The sequence below is a fragment of the Microcystis sp. M015S2 genome (assembly GCF_020245945.1).
Lineage (GTDB): Bacteria > Cyanobacteriota > Cyanobacteriia > Cyanobacteriales > Microcystaceae > Microcystis.
In genome coordinates, this window is record NZ_JADBTX010000048.1 from 16,242 (window position 1) to 35,483 (window position 19,242).

A 19,242-nucleotide genomic window follows, 5' to 3' on the forward strand; every position below is an offset into this window, starting at 1 on the left:
CCATAGATATTCTTCTTGTCCAAATTTATCAAGTTTTTGCCATCCTCCACCAGAAAATTTAATTTAATTGTCCGGGTAATCAGTCCGGCTATTGAAGAATTTTCCCCAACCAATTAAGCAATCAATTTACTTACTTAAGGTAACCTAGTAGAAAAGATTATCCTCAAAAATGATAGGATTGATTGATACCTAGCTGCCGTTAATCGCCATCGATGAGACCTTTACGCCGACTTTACCGCTATTTAAGTTTATTTTGCCTCTGTCTTCTTCTGACCGTGGGCTGTCAGTCCACTAATTCCAATTTACCACCAAGGGATAGCGATCGCCTGATGATCGGGACAACCCTAAAACCACGCTCGATCGATCCTGCCGATAGTTATGAGTTAGCGGGACTTTTTATTATTTATAATCTCGGTGAAACTCTCTACACCTACGCGGAAGGAACCACTAATTTAAAGCCTCTCCTAGCCACGGAATTGCCGCAAATTAGCCCCGATGGTTTGACTTATACTATCCCAGTACGTCGAGGAGTTATTTTTCATGATGGCACGGTTTTTAACGCGGAGGCGATGAAGTTTTCCCTAGAAAGATTTATCAAAAATGGGGGTGAACCTTCCTTTCTTCTTCGGGATACAATTGATAAAATTACCGCTACTAAAGAAGATGAAATTACTATTAAACTAACCAGACCTTTTGCCGCCTTTCCCGCTCTTTTAGCTTACCCCGGAGCCTGTGCGGTTTCACCTAAATTTTATCAAATTGGCGAGGGTAAATTTAAACCAGAAGAATTTATCGGCACAGGACATTATCAATTAAAAGCGGTTACTAGCGATTCTTTTAGTTTAGAAGCCTTCGATCGCTATTGGGGAGAACCAGCCAAAAATAAGGGAGTTAATGTTCAAATTTATCTCTCTAATCCTGCCAATTTATTCAACGGTTTTCAGACGGGTGCGGTGGATATTGCCTATCAATCTTTACTCCCTCCTCAAGTGAGAAAATTACGCACAGAAGCAGCCCAGGGAAAATGGCAAGCGATCGAATCTTCTGGGGCAGCAATTAACTTTATGAGTCTCAATCTCAAAAGTGAACCCACCCATAATATTTTAGTGCGACAAGCAATTGCTTCTCTAGTCGATCGAGATTTACTTAATGATCGCATTTTACAAGGTCAAGGCATCCCTCTTTTTAGTCTGATTCCTACTACTTTTTCCGAGTCACAACCGGTATTTAAAGAGCGCTATGGCAACCATAACATAGAACAAGCCAAACAATTACTAAAAACTGCTGGTTATAGTGCAGAAAACCCCGCAATTGTAGAAGTTTGGCACTCCTCGGGATCGATCACTTCCAGCAGCGTGGCGGCAGTGATGAAAGCTCTAGCAAAACGGGATTTAGATAATATGATTCAATTTGAACCCAATAGTATCCTAGGCGCGGCCTTTTTCCGTAATATTAGCCGGGGACTTTATACCACTGCTCTATCTAATTGGTATCCCGATTTTTTGGATGCAGATAACTATATTTATCCCTTTTTAGATTGTGCTAAAGGTTCTCCAGAAACTGGCTGCGAAGAGGGAGGATCGCAAAGTCAAGGCTCATTTTTTTATAGTCAAGAAATGAATCAATTAATCGCTCAATCCCGTCGGGAAAGTAACCCAGCCAAAAGAAAGCAAATTTTTGGCAAAATTCAAGAAATTCTCGCCGATGAAGTTCCCTATATTCCCCTTTGGCAAACCAAAGAATACGCTTTTGCTCGCCATGGCATCACGGGAGTTATCATCAATCCCAGTCAAACTTTTCCCTTCTGGACAATTGCCAAAAAATCCCGATAATTAATCATGAGTCAGCCGTCAGCTTTTGCTCCCTGCCTCGCCATGCTGGTGGGGGGATTTTATCTGTTAAAATTTCTTATCGTCGTGAGGCGAAAACAAACTGTTCTGGCCTTGCCTCCTGTCTTACAATGGTTAAATATAGGTTGTGTAGACAGATCGCCATGAAACACACATTATCCGTATTAGTTGAAGATGAAGCGGGAGTCTTAACCCGTATTGCTGGATTATTCGCCCGTCGCGGCTTTAATATTGAAAGTCTGGCCGTCGGTCCTGCCGAACAGATGGGAGTTTCTCGGATTACGATGGTAGTACCAGGAGACGAGGACAGCATCGAACAGTTAACTAAACAACTTTACAAATTAATTAACGTCCTCAAGGTGCAGGATATCACCCAAACGCCTTGTGTGGAAAGGGAATTAATGCTGATTAAAGTTAATGCTACCGCCGAGCGCCGGGCGGAAGTGATCGAATTAGCGCAGGTATTCCGGGCCCGGATTGTGGATATTTCTGAGGAAACCCTGACCATCGAAGTGGTGGGGGATCCGGGTAAAATGGTGGCGATTATGCAAATGCTGAATAAATTTGGCGTTCGCGAGGTGGCCCGTACCGGTAAAATTGCTCTGATTCGCGAGTCGGGAGTCAATACGGAATACCTCAAAGCTTTAGAGGCTAAAATGTCAATTTAGGGATATTGGGTATCAATTGGGAATTGGGGTGTTAGGGTTTTAGTTGCAATTCCCCACTTCCCCTCTTGCCTTCAGAAGCTGATAACTGATAAAAACTATGTCTAACCAGTCGCCGAAAACCCAAATTAGTCAACTTGTCACCGTTGCCGTGCAGAAATTGCAAGGAAAGGTGAATTTTCAGGCGGTAAATCTCAAAAAAGGGGCGAGAGTTCCTGAATTACGCCTTAAAAACGAGAATGGCAGCGGGGAAAGCAAATATCCCCTTATCGGCGATCGCTATTTGTTAGGCCGCAGTTCCAGTTCCTGTGATATTACTATCCGTAATACCGTGGTGAGTCAGATTCATTGTTCCCTGCAGCGGGACCCGAAAAATCCCCATAATTTCCTGCTCACAGATGAAAACTCCACTAACGGGGTTTATATGGGTAAACGTCGTCTGAAAAGCGTTTCCCTGCGTCATGGTGATACCTTTACCCTGGCACCTCCAGACTTAGCCAATTGTGTCACCATCTCCTATTACTGTCCCCCTCCCCTGTGGGCGCGACTTTTGCGCTATGGTTTCTATGGTGCGGGTGGTATTTTCGGTTTATTAGTTCTAGGGATTATCTGGGAAAGTCGCAAAGTTAATGTTTATCCACTCCCTTCCGGGGTGAGCGGTCCGGTGGTGGTTTACCCTAGGGATGGTCAAACTCCCCTCAATCCCATTCGACAGGAAACTCACCAAGAATTAGATAATCTGGGGGATTTTTCTCCCTATTTGCCCAAGGCGGTTGTCGCTTCCGAAGATAGTCGTTTTTACTGGCATTTTGGCGTTGATCCTTTCGGGATTGTCCGGGCTGTTATGATTAATTGGCAAGGTCAAGGCATTCGTCAAGGGGCCAGCACCCTAACTCAACAGTTAGCGCGTAGTTTATTCCCCGAAGTCGGTCGCCAAAATACTGCTGATCGCAAACTGCGGGAGGCTGTGGTCGCTTTACAATTAGAAGCGGTGTATAGTAAGGATGAAATTCTCAAAACCTATCTCAATCGAGTTTATCTCGGTCAGGCCGGCTACGGTTTTGAAGACGCAGCCCGCTTTTATTTCGATAAATCCGCTAGAGATTTAGATATCTCCGAGGCTGCCACCCTTGTGGCTATGTTACCCGCCCCGAATTTATTTAATCCCATTCAAGATTACGACACTTCCGTACAATTACGCAATCGTGTCATCGATCGCATGGCCCAATTAAGGATGATTTCCCCAGAAGAGGCCGCCAGCGCTCGCAGATCCCGCATTGAAATCAGTCCCCAAGCCAAAAAATCCCTATCTAGTACGATTGCACCATATTTTTATAGTTACGTTTTCCAGGAATTACAGGACCTTTTAGGGGAAGAAGTGGCTAAAGAGGGCAATTTTATCCTTGAAACCAGTTTAGACCGCCGGCTGCAAGCGATCGCAGAAAAAAGCTTAAAAAATAATGTCTTAAACCAAGGCCCCCGCTATCGATACTCCCAAGGGGCTTTAGTTACTTTAAACAGTCAAACCGGGGAAATTCTCGCTTTAGTCGGGGGAGTTGATTATCAAAAAAGCCAATTTAACCGCGCTGTCCAAGCTAAACGTCAACCCGGTTCTACTTTTAAGGTATTTGCTTATGCTGCCGCCCTGGAAAAGGGAATATCGCCCTATAAAACCTATACCTGCGCTGGACTCTCTTGGCAAGGACAGTCCTATTCTCCCTGTGAACGCAGCAGCGGAGCCATCAATATGTTTCAAGGTTTAGCGCGATCGGAAAATAGTGTCGCCCTTCGCATTGCTCGCGAGGCAGGATTAAGTAATGTGGTCAATGTAGCGGAACGTTTGGGGGTGAAATCACCTTTAAATCCCGTACCAGGGCTAATTTTAGGACAAAGCGAAGTAAATGTCTTGGAAATGACCGGAGCTTATGGGGTTTTTGACCATGGCGGGCGCTGGAATCGTCCCCACGCCATTAAACGCATTCTCGACGCTTCCGACTGTGAAAATGTGGAGGATTTGAGGACTTGTCGGGTTATTTATGACTATGGCGACGATAGCGAGAGAAATCAGCAGGTAATCTCCCCTAAAACCGCCGAGACGATGAATAGCCTATTGCGGGGGGTGATAACTAATGGTACAGGAGGCGCTGCCAGTATTGGCATGGGAGAAGCGGGTAAAACGGGAACTACTAATAATTATGTCGACCTCTGGTTTATCGGTTATCTTCCCCGTCGCGACTGGGTGACGGGTATTTGGTTAGGGAATGATAACAATTCTCCCACTTCCGGCAGTAGTCAACAGGCAGCCCGGTTATGGGGCGATTATCACCGTCAGTTAATCACTACCCAAAACTAATCCCAATGCGACTAGCTACTGTTCCCGTTGCCTATTCCAGAGTTCCCTAAAACCGGAGACTTCCTACCTCACTATTAAAGTAATAAGGGTGTCTTAGCCCTAGCTAACACACCAGCAGAGATTATTTCTGGGGGCTTAATTTCCCCCCCAAAAAATCCACAATCGCCCGACCCACCGCAGTGGAGGGACAGGGATAGATTAGATAACGACAATATTAGTATTGGTGATAGTTACCAAGTTACTGAGAGTTGCGATTTGAACCGAAGCAATGCCACCAGGAGTGTTGCCATCTACGTCAAACCATAAACCACCATCAGTGGTATTGTAGATGAATCTCTGATTGGGACTATTAGCGGTAGTAACTCCCGCACCAGAACGGAATCTGATACCGGACAAAGTACCAGCAACCAGTGAACCCCCGAAACCAGTGGCAGAAACATTGATAATATCCTGACCAGCAGCGACGTTAAAATCGGTGATGGTGTCAAGGGCTTCGCTAGAACTATTGAAAACAAAACGATCAGCACCATCACCGCCGGTTAGGCTATCGTTTCCTGCGCCGCCGGTTAGGGTATCAGCACCAAGACCGCCGGTTAGGGTATCGTTTCCTAGTTCGCCGGTTAGGATATCAGCACCATTACCGCCAGTTAGGCTATCGTTTCCTGCGCCGCCGGTTATGGTATCCGCTAGATCACCACCAGTTAGAGTATCGTTAAACCCACTACCTGTAATGAAATAGGAATCAGTGAGGAGGAAATTTCGGATCCCATTTACTTGCGGTTCTGACGCTTTCGTGTTATTAATACCGCCGGTTAGTTTATAAGTGCCGGCATCCCCACCTCTAACAAAGGTCAGGCTATTTGCTGGCAGGGAAAGGAGCTGAGAAAAGCCTCCACCGAACTTGGAAAGGGTTGTTGTGTTATCAGCAAGGCCGAAGTTGGTTATTCTCCAAACTGTAGGGCCGCCGCCGGGTAAAAGTCCCTCGGAGGTTAAATTATCGCCAGTAAGGCCTGTTGCCGCCAGAGAAATGGGGACAGTAGGATTGGTGGTTAGGAACCCCGCAACCGTCCCACCGGCAGCGAAAGAAACACCAGTGAGGGCACCAGGGAAGGTTATAGTTACAGTGGGCATGATTTTTTCTTTGAATGATATGTTTGAATTTGAAGAGTTTGACGATCCTCCTCCCGATTATTATATAATAGGAGAAAAAATGCAACTATTGTTTTGGGGCTTGTTTCCCAGATTATTCTTAAAGACAAGCATCTGCTAGGCTAAATTTAACTAGGCCGCATCGGAAGACGATGCAAAATCCTGTCATAAGATGTTGACTATTTAAATTACTCGTTAAGACTGCATGGGAGTGCCGGAGAGGCGGAGCAGCAGTTTGAGCATTTGTATTAAAGTTCCTGAGAGGCAGTTTAAATGCAGTACAGCTTACTCAGGTTTTGACTATTGGAGCGAACTTCAGTTTAAAGTAAGCTCAGACGCATTTTAACCCCCTATCCTGAGATTAGTGGAATCAACCACAAAGACACAAAGGACACAAAGATTGATCGCTCCTCATAGTAAGTTAAACTTATCACACAAAGAGTAAGAGAGCCTCCGCACCGAACCGGAATTGTGTCGCCAACAAAGCACCAGCAGTCAGTCCACCCCCGAAACCAGCGGCAGAAACTTGGATAGTATCGGCATTGCCCCCAGTAGGGTTAAAATCGGTGATGGTGTCAAGGCCTTCGTTTAGGTTATCGTTGCCATCACCCCCGATTAGGCTATCGTTATTTTTTAGGTTTGTTTCCTCAATTATTGCTAATGATTAAGTTTTTCTGAATTTTCTGTTAATTTTCGGCTGGGTGTGATATAGACCAGACCAGAAATTAAGGTTAATGTTACTGATAGCCAAAAAGCCACCTGAGCAATTAAATTATATTCAGAAGGCAAGGGAGCAATTAAGAGAGCGATAGCGATAATTTGGCTGACTGTTTTGCTTTTTCCCCACCAATTAGCTCCTTTTATGTCGCTATTTCCTGTTAAATTGGGATTAATGCGCCAACCAGCGATCGCTAATTCCCGAGCAAGAATCAAAAATACTCCCCAAGCAGCAATTAAATCCATTTCAATGAGAGCTAAAAGAGGAGCAAGAACCAACAATTTATCGACTAAAGGATCGAGAAATTTACCTAATTCGGTGATTTGATTTAATTTTCGCGCTAGATAACCATCGAGCCAATCGGTGCTGGCAGCAATCAGAAAGATAATTAAACTTAACCAGCGATCGATTTCTGTGCCTTGGTGCAACCAGTATAAAATTAATGGCAGTCCCAAGAGTCGCGATAGGGTAATCGAGTTGGGTAGGTTCATTTTTCAGTGATCAGTAAACAGTAAACAGTAAACAGTAAACAGTGATCAGTAAATAGTGATAAGTAAACAGTAAACAGTAAACAGGTATAAAGATAAAGATAACTAACTAACTAACTAATTAACTTAAAACTTACATCTGATAACTTACATCTGATAACTGATAACTGATAACTGATAACTGATAACTGATATTTAGCTGGCTAATTTGAGATCGAAATTACTTTGTTTATTGCCTAATTGTCTGAGCCAACGATAATTATAAGCTAGAGCACCCCTGAAGGTGGGATAAACGGCATAATTAACCCCAAATTCTTGGCAAACTTCCGCTAAAATTGGGGCAATTTTAGGGTAGTGAATATGGCAAATTTGCGGGAACAGATGGTGGACTACTTGATAATTTAATCCCCCTAAGTACCAATTTAAAAAAGCATTTTTGGGGGCAAAATCTACGGTAGTTCGCACTTGAAAAATTGCCCATTCGTCTTCGATTTGGTTGGTTTCCGAGGGTTGAATAAATTCGGCAGGTTCCAAAACGTGAGCTAACATAAATACATGACAGGCAAGCACTCCATAGGTCATAAAAGTAATGAGAAAACCGATCGCTATTTCTAGGGGACTATAACCAACTAAGAGAGGAATGCCAATAAACCAAAAAAGATAAACAACTTTTCCGCTCAATAAAACGAATAGATCGATCGGTTTAGGATTGGGAATTTTAATCTCGCCAAAACGATTACAAAAGAGGATAGAGCGCACATCGGAGAATGACCAATAGATAGGAATTATAGCGTAGATAATCGGGATAAATAAATGTTGATAACGATGGTACCATTTATGCTCGGCATGGGGAGTCATTCGCACGATACCATCGCCGTGAATTTCCACATCGTACCCTAAAACATTGGTGTAGTTATGATGGAGATAATTATGACGAAAACGCCAGAGATAACTGGAAGCACCGATGATATAATCGTAGGTCATGCCAAGGAGAGAATTAACCCATTTTTTACTAGAATAGCCGCCATGGTTGGCATCATGACCAATGCTAAAACCAATCCCTGCTAATCCTCCTCCTAAAACCATGCAACCGATAATTTTTAGCCACCAGATATCCGGACCAAAAAGCACAAATAGCCAAGCGGCAATTACCCAGATTAAAATCGTGATCGTCTTCAGGTACATGGCAAAATTATCTCTGGTGGGGATGCCGTTTTCGGTAAAATAAGCATCAACCCGTTTATTCAATTCCTTTCTAAAACCCTGATTTTCGGTAAAAGTTACTCGCATTCTTATTTTTGTCCTAGAAGTTGATATGACGGCAATTTGTGGCAGCTCAGAGTTAATTTATGAGTCTTTTGCTGGTTTGCTAAGGCTGTCTCACTATAACTGATAGTTTCTCATCAGTCTCTCATCTATTGTCAGAGAAAGAGGTGCGCTTGGCAAGGGAATCACTGAATTTATTTGCTACTCTGGCAGAAAATCCTCGGTTTTTACCTAATCAGATATCAGATACCTGTAGCCGGTGATAGAGATGAGCGTTAGGTACTTTTATACTACGATTAAGGCCATTGAAGGCGATCGAGTTTTCTGGTGGGAAGTGCCACAATTAAGAAAATCACTCGCTGCGATCGCTCGAAGCGTGGCCAATGATGAAGCGGTATATCTTGATCTGTGGCAATGGTTACAGAATGAGCCTAATAACCAATTAGTCAAGTCCCATTGGATGGTTTTTTTACAATATCGCTCCTGTATGGTAACTCAAAGGGTCTATCAAAATGTTGGCCATCGGATCGATGCTGATTATGAAACCCTATTCTACTATTTGCTGAATTTGCTTTCTACGGCAATCATTAATAATCCTAGCAATTTTTACGGTAATTTTCAGGATAACAAGACCAAACCGGGATTTTTTCGCTTAATCTTAGAAAAATGGACAGATAAAAAATTGAGAAATACTCTCTATAATTTTCTGCGAGGAGAGTATAAAACCATTGGCAGGACTAATCTCGGTATAGTCAGTCTTTTTAGTGCGAATAAAATTCAAAAAGTTTTACGAGCATCGGGTATCTTTACCGAGAATCATCTGCTAATATTTAACTGTTTTCGAGAGGTAAAAAAAGCTTCTCTTAGATCATTGGATAACTGGCAAGAGGAGGATTGGCAACAGGTAATCGATCGCTTGCAGCAGTTACAACCGCAAGTTATTCTCACCGTGGGGGAAGTGCAAGCAAAACTCAATCAAATAGGGGAGATAATGCGTAATCATATCGATCCTCCTTACTCTAGATTTGAGCCTACTAATTATGACGATAATAGCAATTACTTTTGGGAAAATCTCCCCAGCAAAAAGCCAAGTAACGATTTACTACAACAGCAAGAAATCCAGGAAAATATTAAGAAGTTATTAATCACTCTTGAGGAGGAAGTTAAACAGATTGTATATTGTTACTATCATCAAAAGATGACGCAAGCACAGATCGCTAATCGATTGGGAGTTCACTCATCTACTATTAGTCGAGAAATAACCCAATTATGTAAAAAAATTTATCAGCTACTCTGTGCAAGGGAAGGCAAAGATTGTCCTAAGTTGTTAAATGAGATTAAATTACAATCTCGGCAAAAACAAGAGATCGATGCTTATCTAGAATATTTTTGTCAGTCCTACTTAACTCAAATCTAATCTGTTAGGAGATACCATGAAAGTCCACCTCGATATTTTGCAACAAATTAACCCGAAATCCCTTTGGCTAACTTTTTCAGAAACAGAGATTAAACAAGCTCGATCGATTCTCGGTCAATACTCTAATCAAACTGCCAAAAATCAGGCCTTGATTAATTATTTAGTGCAAATATGCTTAAGCAATTGGCTGAAAGATAATCTTGATTGTTCCCTTCAAATAATACCTGAAAATCATCAGTATCTTTGGGAGTTTATTAACGGGTTTACTTGGCAAATTCAAGATAAAAAAGTTACTACTATTCCCAGTCAAGCGATTGACATTGAGGGATTGACAATAGAGCAAGAATGGGTTGATATTCCCGATTTAGCGGCGGATTTTTATCTAGGGGTGCAGGTAGATTTAGCAGAAAAATTTCTCAATATCTGGGGTTTTATATCTAGAAAAGATGTTAAAAATCTCGCAGAATACGATCCAATTTACCATCAATATTATTTGGACAGTGAGCAAATAATTGATGATTTAGATATTCTTTGGCAGAGTTGTTTAGAGGGAGAGAGTGAAAAAGGAAAACTGGAATCTTTAGCAAACTTATCGCCAGCAACAGCAGAAAATTTAATTAAAAAGTTAAGTCAAGTTTCACCCTATTCTCCGAGATTAGATATTAGTTTTCAGCAGTGGTTAGCTTTGTTGAATAATCAACAATGGCGAGAAAAACTTTATCAGCAGCGTTTAGAGGTAATCCCCACTAAACTTAGTCAATGGTTGCAGGGAATTATTAGCGAAAAATGGCAGGAAATCCTCAACACCATCGACAGTTATCGTCCAATTAATCCGGGTTTTTTGTTGGCTGCCGAAAAAATCAGCGGCCGAGAATCTCCAGCAGATATTCAGCGAGAAATTAGACAACTATATGCTAGTCAAAAAGAGGTGGAATTTTGGGAACATTTAACCCCAGAGGAAGCTTTGGCAAAACTGCAACATCAAACCCAAGATGAAACTATTCGCTGGCAAGCGGCCGAATATCTCTGGAATATCGATCCCCATTATCCCAATGCTGCTATCAGCAAAATGCTCGATGTGGGTAGTCAATTAATGGGTTATAAAATCGCTTTAATGGTGGGAGTTTTATCGACCAGTGACCAGAGAATTGCTGTCTTAATTCGTGCCTATGCCATGGACAATTTTGCCAAGCTACCCCCCGGTTTATCTTTGCAAATTAGCGATGAAATAGGACAATTAATCCCCAGTTTAGAAGCAATAGCAAGGGAGAAACCCTTAGATAGCTATCTGCAACTTTATTTTCTAGCTGATGCCGACGATCGCTTTAATGTTAACCTAAGTTTAGGGAACAGTAGCATTACCGAGCAGTTTAGTATTTAATAGAGATAGCAGAAAATGTCAAGGATAAAGACATGAGCAGAGTTGTGATTCTGAAAATTGGGGAGGGAAATTTTGCAACGGGATTTTCCGTCACTCTAGAAATTCGTGACAATCATCGCTTGATAGCACCTTTTGCCGAGGGTAAATTAGTCCCTAACCTTGACATTGCTGACGCTTTGCAAAATTATCGTCGAGCTTATTATCATTGGGTAAAAAGTCAACCCAGTTTAGGAATTACCGTTCCTCATAGTATGATCACCAATGCAGCGGTAGGTGATCCTAGAGACAACCTCAGAAAAGCCACTAAAACTTTAAAAGATAGCCTAAATGAATGGCTAAACTCTAGTTATCTGAGTTCGATACAAAATCATATTTTGTTCCATATAGGTACTGAGTCAGAAGTAAGATTTTTTATCCAAACTACCCACTTTGATTTACAACAAATTCCCTGGGAGTGTTGGAATTTTTTACACGAATGGTGTCCCGATGTGGAAATTGCTCTTACTATCCAGAGAAATCCCCCGATAATTAACCTGACTTCTCCGATTAAGGTTTTAGTAATTTTGGGTAATATTGACATCGAAAACCAGCATAATTCCCTGTGTTTATCCAGTTTGCAAACGGTCTTAGGAAACCCAGATAAGGTTTCTATGAAAATATTGAGTCCCAGTTCAGAAGTTCCTCTTTCAACGAAAAATATTCACAATGAGTTGATCAAAAATCCATGGGATATTGTAGTTTATTTAGGTCATAGTCAAACCAGTAGCGACGGTCACGATGGAGTTTTTATCATTGATAATGATACGGCTTTATCTCCTGCACATAACTTAAGAAATTCCCTAGAAATAGCTGTTAAAAAAGGCTTAAAACTTGTTATCTGTAATTCCTGCGATGGGTTGGGTATTGGTCGTCAGTTGGCTAATATCGGAGTACCCCATATTATTGTTATGAAAGAACCCATCGCTGTGCGGGTTGCTTTGAGATTTCTAGAAGTTTTTCTTCCCAATTTTCTTGGACATAAATCCCTACAAGAATCCTTAACAATCGCTCGACAAGAATTAAGATTACATGAATTTGAGGTGGATGCTGCTAGTTCTTCTTTGCTGCCTCGTTTGATAGAAAATCCTGAAGAACCACCATTAATTTTACCTTTACCACCTGAAAATACGGAGGAAAATCACCAAAATAGTTATGAGCAAAGTTGGCATTTACGTCTATCTAGTCGCTGGAAACAAGCTCTGTTATTTATTTTAAGTATTCTGGTAACTTTATCAGTTTTATATTGGGGAGGAGTATTTTCCGATGATGCTAGTAAATACCCAGAAATTAGCTTAGGTGAAGAAATATTATTAAAGACAAACCGACAAGATAACATTATTGAACAGGGAAGACAAGCTTTTAAAAACAAAGAATATAAACAAGCAATTCAGCTTTTTAAACAATCCCTTGATCGCTTGCCCAATAATCCAGAGATTCGCATCTATTATAATAACGCTCGTGCGGCCTATCAAGACAGAAATCCCTTAAAAATTGCCACCAGTGTTCCTCTTGGTAATAATCCAGAAATTGCTCAGGAAATTTTACGAGGTATTGCTTTATTCCAACAGGAGTTAAACGATGAACAGGCCAACAACCCCGATTTTCACTTTCTACAGGTACTGGTCGCTAATGATAATAATAGCCCCGAAGATGCCAAAGATCGAGCCGAAAAATTTGTTAAAGATCCGTCAATCATAGCAGTGGTTGGTCATAATGCTTCTGCTGCTAGTGAAGCGGCCAAAGATATCTATGTACCAGGGAAAATTGTTGCCCTATCTCCCACCAGCTTTTCCCCGAAAATCTCTGGCAATGGCTATATATATAAAATGGTTCCCGATCTGGAAACTTTTGCCACAACCTTAAGTGAATATATCCGCGAACAAACTGACAAGCTAATTATCCAAAACCCGACTAATTTAATTTGTTATGATAATCGCTCTGGAGATAATTATAACTTCGCTCAAAAATATAAAAACATTCTCCTCGGTCAGCAGTTTCAAAAAGTCATTAAAGATGCAGATTTTGACTGCAATATCGAACCAGAAATTAATTTAGATGAACAGGAAATTTATCAAAAAATCGCTCAATATCAAGTAAATATTCTCATGGTTGCTCCCTATATTGACGATCTGAAAAGAGCCGTCAGTATCTTTAAGCAACGTCCCGCACAACAGTTAAACTTAGTGATTTTAGGTTCCCCCAGTTTTCAAAGTTATCTCACCCTTGCAGAAGGTGAACAGGGGGTAGAAAATTTAGTTATCACCGTGCCTTGGTATGATCTCACACGAGATAATTATATCCACAGTTTTTGGCAAAATAAGATCAATGTTTGGCGCACTCCCATGGCCTACGATGCGACTAAAGTTATCCTCACCGCTTTGCGAAAGTTATACCAACAAGGACAAAAATTCGATCGAAAATTGTTAAATCAAGTTTTAAGAAACGATTTTTCTATTGAAGGAATGACTGGCACTGTTAGATTCGATGAGAATGGTGTCCGCAACATGAACAATAATCCTGATGATCGCCGCTACTTGATTCTAGAGGTCAAAAAGGGTCGATTTGTCCCCCTCGCTCCCATTAAATCTGCCGGTCCAGTCTAAACCTTCCTATCCTTGTCAAGACTTTTTACAAAAATTAACCTTACCCACTGCATCAAAGTCGGCCATCACTCCTAATTAACAGGTAACACCTCTAGGAGACAAACGGCATGAAATTGTTCAAAAAATTAACCCCAAAGGCCTTGATTTTTTGGCTGATCGGTGATAAAGCAGGAAATTCTCTCGTTGCGATCTGGAATTGGTTGTGGGGTATTCCCATCGAATCTGGCGGAAAAATTGCCGTAGAATCGGCCAGGGAATCCCTAGAATCGATGCAAAAATCCCTAGCGGAATTAACAGAATCGGTGGCGAAAGTAGTAGCAGCCCAGCAATCGGCTCAAGCACAATACGAGGCGAAAAAACAGGAACACACAAACTACTTACAACAGGCTGTCACCGCTCAAAAAAAAGGTCTTCAAGAAGCGGCAAGACTAGCTATGGTTAAGGTTCTCTCCCTAGAAAAAATTCTACCCGCCATGAAAGATCGGGTCGATAATGCCGAAAAAGTGGTCATTGCTGCTAAGGAAAAACTTCGTAAAGAGCAGGAAAAAATCGAGCATTATAAGTTAGAAATGAGCAACTTAAAAGCGATTAGTTCCATGAATGAGGCTTTAGGCAAAATAAACGAATTTGATAGTAGTCTCAACCTCAATACCTCCCGCGATCGCTTTGAGGATGCCAATGAAGCGATTAAAGACCGTTATCGAAAAGAAAACGCCTATAGTGAATTAAGCGAGAACTATAGCGAGAAATTAGCTCAAGAAATCGATTTCTTAAGCCTTGATGACGAAATTAACCGCCGTTTAGCCGAATTCAATCAGCAAAGTTAAGGAGTAAAGCAATGACAAAGACTGGCAAAAAAGCGGGTTTACCGCCAATTTTCTATGTTTTACTGGGGTTGATCGGTTGGTTTCTTTTTCCCCAAATATTGGCAATATTTGCCCCAAAAGCCGATAATAATCCCCGCATCAGTTACGGCAATCATCTCCTGATCAAAACTAATTCTAACACCGCCAAAGAATCAGCGATCGCTGCTATTGACCAGGGTTACTACGAAGAAGCAGCGCAACTCCTGCAAAAATCCCTCGCTCAACATCCCAACGATCCCGAAAGCGTAATTTATCTCAGCAACCTGCAAACTGGCTCAAATCCCTTCAAAATCGCCGTTGTTGTGCCGGCGAAAAATCCCAACGTCGCTCAGGAAATATTGCGAGGAGTCGCCAGCGCACAAACCCAGATCAATCAACAGGGAGGGATCAACGGCAGAAAACTGATGGTTATCGTGGTTAATGACGATAATCAGCCACAGATATCGAAAGAGGTAGCTGGTGAATTAGTCAAAAATCCCGATATTATCGCTGTTATCGGTCATAATGCCTCCGATGCCAGTTTAGCCGCCGCTCCCATCTACGAAAAAGGCGGTTTGGTGATGATTTCTCCCACCTCCCTGGCTAATAATCTCTCCGGTGCGGGAAATTATATCTTTCGTCTCGTGGCTTCTAACGGCAAAATTACGGAAACCTTAGCAAATTACATAGTAAATACTGCTAAAGTCCAGAAAATTGCTTTTTGCTACGATTCTCAAGCTCCTGATAATATTTCCTTTAAAGATGAGTTGATGGCTAATGTGGCGAAAAAAGGCGGTCAAATTGTGCCGATTGTCTGCGATCTGAGTGTACCCAATTTTAAGGCCGATCAAGCTCTTAATCAGGCGATTTCTGGGGGTGCTAACGGCCTATTTGTCGTCGCTCATGTTGATCGTCTCGATCCCGTTTTTGAGGTTATTCGCTCCAATCGTCAGCGTTTGCCTCTGTTTAGTAGTCCCACCCTCTACAATATTCGCACCCTCGAAGATGGCGGCAAAAACGCCCAAGGTTTAACCCTTGCCGCACCCTGGCACCCCTCGGTTAACCAGACTTTTGCCAATCTTATGCAGGAACAGTGGCGCGGTCCGGTTAGTTGGCGCACAGCCACCAGTTTTGACGCTACACGGGTGATTATTGCCGGTTTAAGGGAAAATCCTCATCGTCAGGGCCTACAATCCCTGCTGCGCTCCGGCAATTTTCATCAAACAGGGGCCACCGGAAAAATTAGCTTTGATCCCAATACTGGCGATCGCATCGGTCAACCAGTGTTAATTCAAGTGCGATCAACTCCCTCCGGTGAGCAGTTTGTCCCTTTACCTTGAAAAGTCCCCAGTCCACCAAAGTCGGGAGAGCTGCCAACTCTCCCCCCCCCAAAAAATGATCAAAAATTACAATTATTTCAATGTTCAAACTTGAGCAAGAAATGAATAGCTAATATGTTAAAATATGCCTAGATATTTGTGAAATTTTTCCCTTGTATGGATATCGTTATTATCGAGGATGAAATTGAAATCGCCCATTTGATTCAGCAAACTTTAGAGAGGGAGTCCTTTACTTGTCATCTGGCTTATAATGGTAGGGTAGGACTAGAACTATTTTATCAAAAGCAACCAGAATTAGTGATTTTAGATTTAATGTTACCCGAATTAGACGGACTAGAATTGTGTGCTAGAATTCGCCAAAAACCCGGGACAAAAGACCCCTATATTCTCATGTTAACCGCTAGGGGAGAAGAAATTGATCGCATTATCGGCCTATCTACGGGAGCCGACGATTATATGGTCAAACCCTTTAGTCCCCGGGAATTAACCGCGCGGGTAAGGGCATTATTAAGACGTAGTTTAAGACACGATAGCCAACCCCAACAACTCCATCGCAGCCGTCATTTTATTATCGACTTGGATCAACATTCTGCTGTTCGTAAATTGGAAGGAATGCCAGAGGAAAACCTCGATTTAACCACCTTAGAATTTAATTTATTAGCTACCTTTGTCAGCTATCCCAATCGCGTCTGGAGTCGCACCCAATTAATCGATAATCTCTGGGGAAATGATTTTTTTGGCGATGAAAGGGTAGTAGATACCCATATCCGACGCTTACGCAAAAAAGTAGAACCCGATCCTGCTAATCCGATCTTTATCAAAACTGTAGTCGGTGTCGGTTATAAATTTGAGGATGACAGTGTTTAAGGACTATTGATCAGTTATCAGTTATCAGTTATCAGTTATCAGTGATCAGGTGCGAGTTTTCAGGTGTGAGTTTTCAGTGAATAGTATTAAGGGACAAGCTCGCAGCTGCCTTTTTACTGTTTACTGCTCACTGTTGACTGCTCACTGTTTACTGACCAACACCCCAACCCCAATAAAAAATTCTCCCTAAAGGCATTTAAGCAGTCTTTAACCCTTATGTGCTAAAATTTTTGAAGATTTTGCCATTCATTTAGGTTCAATCAGGGATCACAGCCTTTTTAGGGAAATTTTATGACAAGTAACTACGGCGCGGAACAGATACAAGTTCTCGAAGGGTTAGAACCAGTCAGGAAGCGGCCAGGGATGTATATCGGTACGACTGGGCCGCGGGGACTACATCATTTAGTCTATGAAGTGGTGGACAACTCGATCGATGAGGCCCTAGCGGGTTACTGTACTCATATCGAAGTGGATATCAAGGCCGATGGTTCCGTCAGCGTTACCGACGATGGCCGGGGTATTCCCACCGATGTTCACCCGACCACGGGTAAATCTGCCCTCGAAACCGTTCTCACTATACTTCATGCCGGCGGTAAATTTGGCAGTGGTGGTTATAAAGTGTCGGGAGGGTTACACGGAGTCGGGATTTCCGTAGTTAATGCCCTTTCTGCATGGGTCGATGTCACCGTCTGGCGCGATCATAAAGTACATACCCAACGCTACGAAAGAGGTATCCCCGTCACAGAATTGGTCAGCAGTCCCAGTCAAGAGGAAAAAACGGGAACTAGGGTTAATTTCCTGCCGGACACCGAAATTTTTAGCCAAGGCATCGAATTTGATTACAGTACCCTCTCCGGACGTTTACGAGAACTAGCCTACTTAAATGCCGGTGTTAAAATCACCTTTAGCGATTACCGTCCCGAAGAACCCCACATCGAAACCTATTGTTATGAGGGGGGTATTAAAGAATACGTCGCCTATATGTGTCGGGAAAAAGAAACCCTGCACAAAGATATTATCTATGTATCGGGGGAAAAGAACGGAATTAATATCGAAGTGGCGTTTCAGTGGTGTATAGATGCCTATAGCGACAATATTCTCGGTTTTGCTAATAATATCCGCACCATTGACGGGGGAACTCACCTAGAGGGATTAAAGGCAGTTCTGACTCGTACTTTAAATAATGTCGCTCGTAAACGCAATAAAATTAAAGAAAACGAGCCTAATCTAGCGGGGGAAAACGTCCGCGAGGGTTTAACCGCCGTTATTTCCGTAAAAGTCCCCGAACCGGAATTCGAGGGCCAAACCAAGACCAAATTGGGTAACACCGAAGTCCGGGGTATTGTTGATTCCCTGGTGGGGGAAACTCTCAACGAATACTTAGAACAAAATCCCCAAGTAGCCGACACGATTATCGAAAAAGCAGTACAAGCGTACAAAGCGGCGGAAGCGGCCCGACGGGCCCGGGACTTAGTACGACGGAAATCGGTCTTGGAATCCTCACCTTTACCGGGTAAATTGGCTGATTGTAGCGAAAGAGACCCAGAAAGGTCAGAAATTTACATCGTCGAAGGTGACAGCGCCGGCGGAAGTGCCAAACAGGGGCGCGATCGTCGTTTTCAAGCGATTCTACCTCTGCGGGGAAAAATCCTCAATATCGAAAAAACCGATGATGCCAAAATCTACAAAAATACGGAAATTCAATCCTTAATTACAGCCCTCGGTTTAGGGATTAAAGGAGAAGATTTCGACCCCTCACAATTGCGCTATCATCGCATTGTTTTAATGACTGACGCTGATGTGGATGGCGCGCACATCCGAACTTTGTTGTTAACTTTCTTCTATCGTTATCAGAAGAATTTAATTGACCAAGGTTATGTATATATCGCCTGTCCTCCTCTCTATAAATTGGAACGCGGTAAAAATCATTCCTACTGCTATAGCGATCGAGAATTACAGCAAAAGATAGCGGAATTTCCCTCTAATGCTAACTACACAATCCAACGTTTTAAAGGGTTAGGAGAAATGATGCCCCAACAACTTTGGGATACTACCATGAATCCCGAAACTCGCACTTTAAAACGGGTGGAAATCGAAGACGCAGCCAAAGCAGAGGAATTATTTACCATTCTTATGGGCGATCGAGTTGCCCCCCGGCGAGAATTTATCGAAACCCACGGATCACGTTTAAATCTTACCGATTTGGACATTTAAACGGTAACTTGGGGCTGTGTTAGTCTAGGCTAATACAGCCCGATAAA

Annotated in this window: 14 protein-coding genes; 11 read left to right on the forward strand and 3 right to left on the reverse strand. The window is 42.4% G+C overall.

What is annotated here, in order from left to right; all coding sequences use genetic code 11:
* Positions 1-212: 212 nt before the first annotated feature.
* From IM473_RS09685 to IM473_RS09695, 3 genes are all read left to right on the forward strand, one after another.
* Entirely contained in the window at positions 213-1,832 is a 1,620-nt protein-coding gene (locus IM473_RS09685; protein WP_287658159.1) for an ABC transporter substrate-binding protein, read from the forward strand.
* Positions 1,833-1,993: 161 nt separating this feature from the next.
* Complete coding sequence (gene ilvN, locus IM473_RS09690) at positions 1,994-2,518, forward strand: acetolactate synthase small subunit (protein ID WP_002732118.1); 525 nt, start codon at positions 1,994-1,996, stop codon at positions 2,516-2,518.
* A 97-nt stretch (positions 2,519-2,615) separates the two neighbouring features.
* On the forward strand, positions 2,616-4,868 hold the full coding sequence (locus IM473_RS09695; protein ID WP_287658158.1) for a PBP1A family penicillin-binding protein: 2,253 nt from the start codon (positions 2,616-2,618) through the stop codon (positions 4,866-4,868).
* A 198-nt stretch (positions 4,869-5,066) separates the two neighbouring features.
* Here IM473_RS09695 and IM473_RS09700 read toward each other — a convergent pair whose 3' ends face one another.
* On the reverse strand, positions 5,067-5,999 hold the full coding sequence (locus IM473_RS09700) for a calcium-binding protein (protein WP_287658157.1): 933 nt from the start codon (positions 5,997-5,999) through the stop codon (positions 5,067-5,069).
* 487 nt (positions 6,000-6,486) lie between these two features.
* On the opposite strand from IM473_RS09700, the gene IM473_RS09705 reads away from it, so the two are divergent.
* A complete protein-coding gene (locus IM473_RS09705; protein WP_287658156.1) occupies positions 6,487-6,609 on the forward strand; it encodes a hypothetical protein in 123 nt (40 codons plus the stop codon).
* A 65-nt stretch (positions 6,610-6,674) separates the two neighbouring features.
* Here the strand turns inward: IM473_RS09705 and pgsA are convergent, their stop codons facing one another.
* Positions 6,675-7,226 (reverse strand): CDP-diacylglycerol--glycerol-3-phosphate 3-phosphatidyltransferase, encoded by a 552-nt coding sequence (gene pgsA / locus IM473_RS09710; RefSeq protein ID WP_287658155.1) that lies wholly within the window; start codon positions 7,224-7,226, stop codon positions 6,675-6,677.
* Between the two features lie 192 nt (positions 7,227-7,418).
* Positions 7,419-8,513, reverse strand: a complete 1,095-nt coding sequence (locus IM473_RS09715) for a fatty acid desaturase family protein (RefSeq protein WP_287658154.1) — start codon at positions 8,511-8,513, stop codon at positions 7,419-7,421.
* A 244-nt stretch (positions 8,514-8,757) separates the two neighbouring features.
* Here IM473_RS09715 and IM473_RS09720 point away from each other — a divergent pair, with 244 nt between their 5' ends.
* From IM473_RS09720 to gyrB, 7 genes are all read left to right on the forward strand, one after another.
* Positions 8,758-9,906, forward strand: coding sequence for a sigma-70 family RNA polymerase sigma factor (locus IM473_RS09720; protein ID WP_287658153.1), 1,149 nt, complete (start codon positions 8,758-8,760; stop codon positions 9,904-9,906).
* A 16-nt stretch (positions 9,907-9,922) separates the two neighbouring features.
* Positions 9,923-11,287 (forward strand): DUF1822 family protein, encoded by a 1,365-nt coding sequence (locus tag IM473_RS09725; protein ID WP_287658152.1) that lies wholly within the window; start codon positions 9,923-9,925, stop codon positions 11,285-11,287.
* A 32-nt stretch (positions 11,288-11,319) separates the two neighbouring features.
* Positions 11,320-13,929 carry an ABC transporter substrate-binding protein gene (locus tag IM473_RS09730; protein ID WP_287658151.1) on the forward strand — a complete coding sequence of 870 codons (2,610 nt, stop codon included), beginning with the start codon at positions 11,320-11,322 and terminating at the stop codon, positions 13,927-13,929.
* Positions 13,930-14,036: 107 nt separating this feature from the next.
* Positions 14,037-14,756 (forward strand): PspA/IM30 family protein, encoded by a 720-nt coding sequence (locus tag IM473_RS09735; RefSeq protein WP_287658150.1) that lies wholly within the window; start codon positions 14,037-14,039, stop codon positions 14,754-14,756.
* 11 nt (positions 14,757-14,767) lie between these two features.
* Complete coding sequence (locus IM473_RS09740) at positions 14,768-16,114, forward strand: ABC transporter substrate-binding protein (RefSeq protein ID WP_287658149.1); 1,347 nt, start codon at positions 14,768-14,770, stop codon at positions 16,112-16,114.
* Between the two features lie 156 nt (positions 16,115-16,270).
* Positions 16,271-16,981, forward strand: coding sequence for a response regulator transcription factor (locus IM473_RS09745; RefSeq protein WP_287658177.1), 711 nt, complete (start codon positions 16,271-16,273; stop codon positions 16,979-16,981).
* A 291-nt stretch (positions 16,982-17,272) separates the two neighbouring features.
* A complete protein-coding gene (gene gyrB, locus IM473_RS09750; RefSeq protein WP_002781027.1) occupies positions 17,273-19,195 on the forward strand; it encodes a DNA topoisomerase (ATP-hydrolyzing) subunit B in 1,923 nt (640 codons plus the stop codon).
* Positions 19,196-19,242 lie beyond the last annotated feature (47 nt).

Coding starts and splice junctions, on each gene's coding strand:
- IM473_RS09685 (WP_287658159.1), top strand. CDS start 213: ATGAGACCTTTACGCCGACTTTACCGCTATTTAAGTTTATTTTGCCTC.
- ilvN (WP_002732118.1), top strand. CDS start 1,994: ATGAAACACACATTATCCGTATTAGTTGAAGATGAAGCGGGAGTCTTA.
- IM473_RS09695 (WP_287658158.1), top strand. CDS start 2,616: ATGTCTAACCAGTCGCCGAAAACCCAAATTAGTCAACTTGTCACCGTT.
- IM473_RS09700 (WP_287658157.1), bottom strand. CDS start 5,999: ATGCCCACTGTAACTATAACCTTCCCTGGTGCCCTCACTGGTGTTTCT.
- pgsA (WP_287658155.1), bottom strand. CDS start 7,226: ATGAACCTACCCAACTCGATTACCCTATCGCGACTCTTGGGACTGCCA.
- IM473_RS09715 (WP_287658154.1), bottom strand. CDS start 8,513: ATGCGAGTAACTTTTACCGAAAATCAGGGTTTTAGAAAGGAATTGAAT.
- IM473_RS09720 (WP_287658153.1), top strand. CDS start 8,758: ATGAGCGTTAGGTACTTTTATACTACGATTAAGGCCATTGAAGGCGAT.
- IM473_RS09725 (WP_287658152.1), top strand. CDS start 9,923: ATGAAAGTCCACCTCGATATTTTGCAACAAATTAACCCGAAATCCCTT.
- IM473_RS09730 (WP_287658151.1), top strand. CDS start 11,320: ATGAGCAGAGTTGTGATTCTGAAAATTGGGGAGGGAAATTTTGCAACG.
- IM473_RS09735 (WP_287658150.1), top strand. CDS start 14,037: ATGAAATTGTTCAAAAAATTAACCCCAAAGGCCTTGATTTTTTGGCTG.
- IM473_RS09740 (WP_287658149.1), top strand. CDS start 14,768: ATGACAAAGACTGGCAAAAAAGCGGGTTTACCGCCAATTTTCTATGTT.
- IM473_RS09745 (WP_287658177.1), top strand. CDS start 16,271: ATGGATATCGTTATTATCGAGGATGAAATTGAAATCGCCCATTTGATT.
- gyrB (WP_002781027.1), top strand. CDS start 17,273: ATGACAAGTAACTACGGCGCGGAACAGATACAAGTTCTCGAAGGGTTA.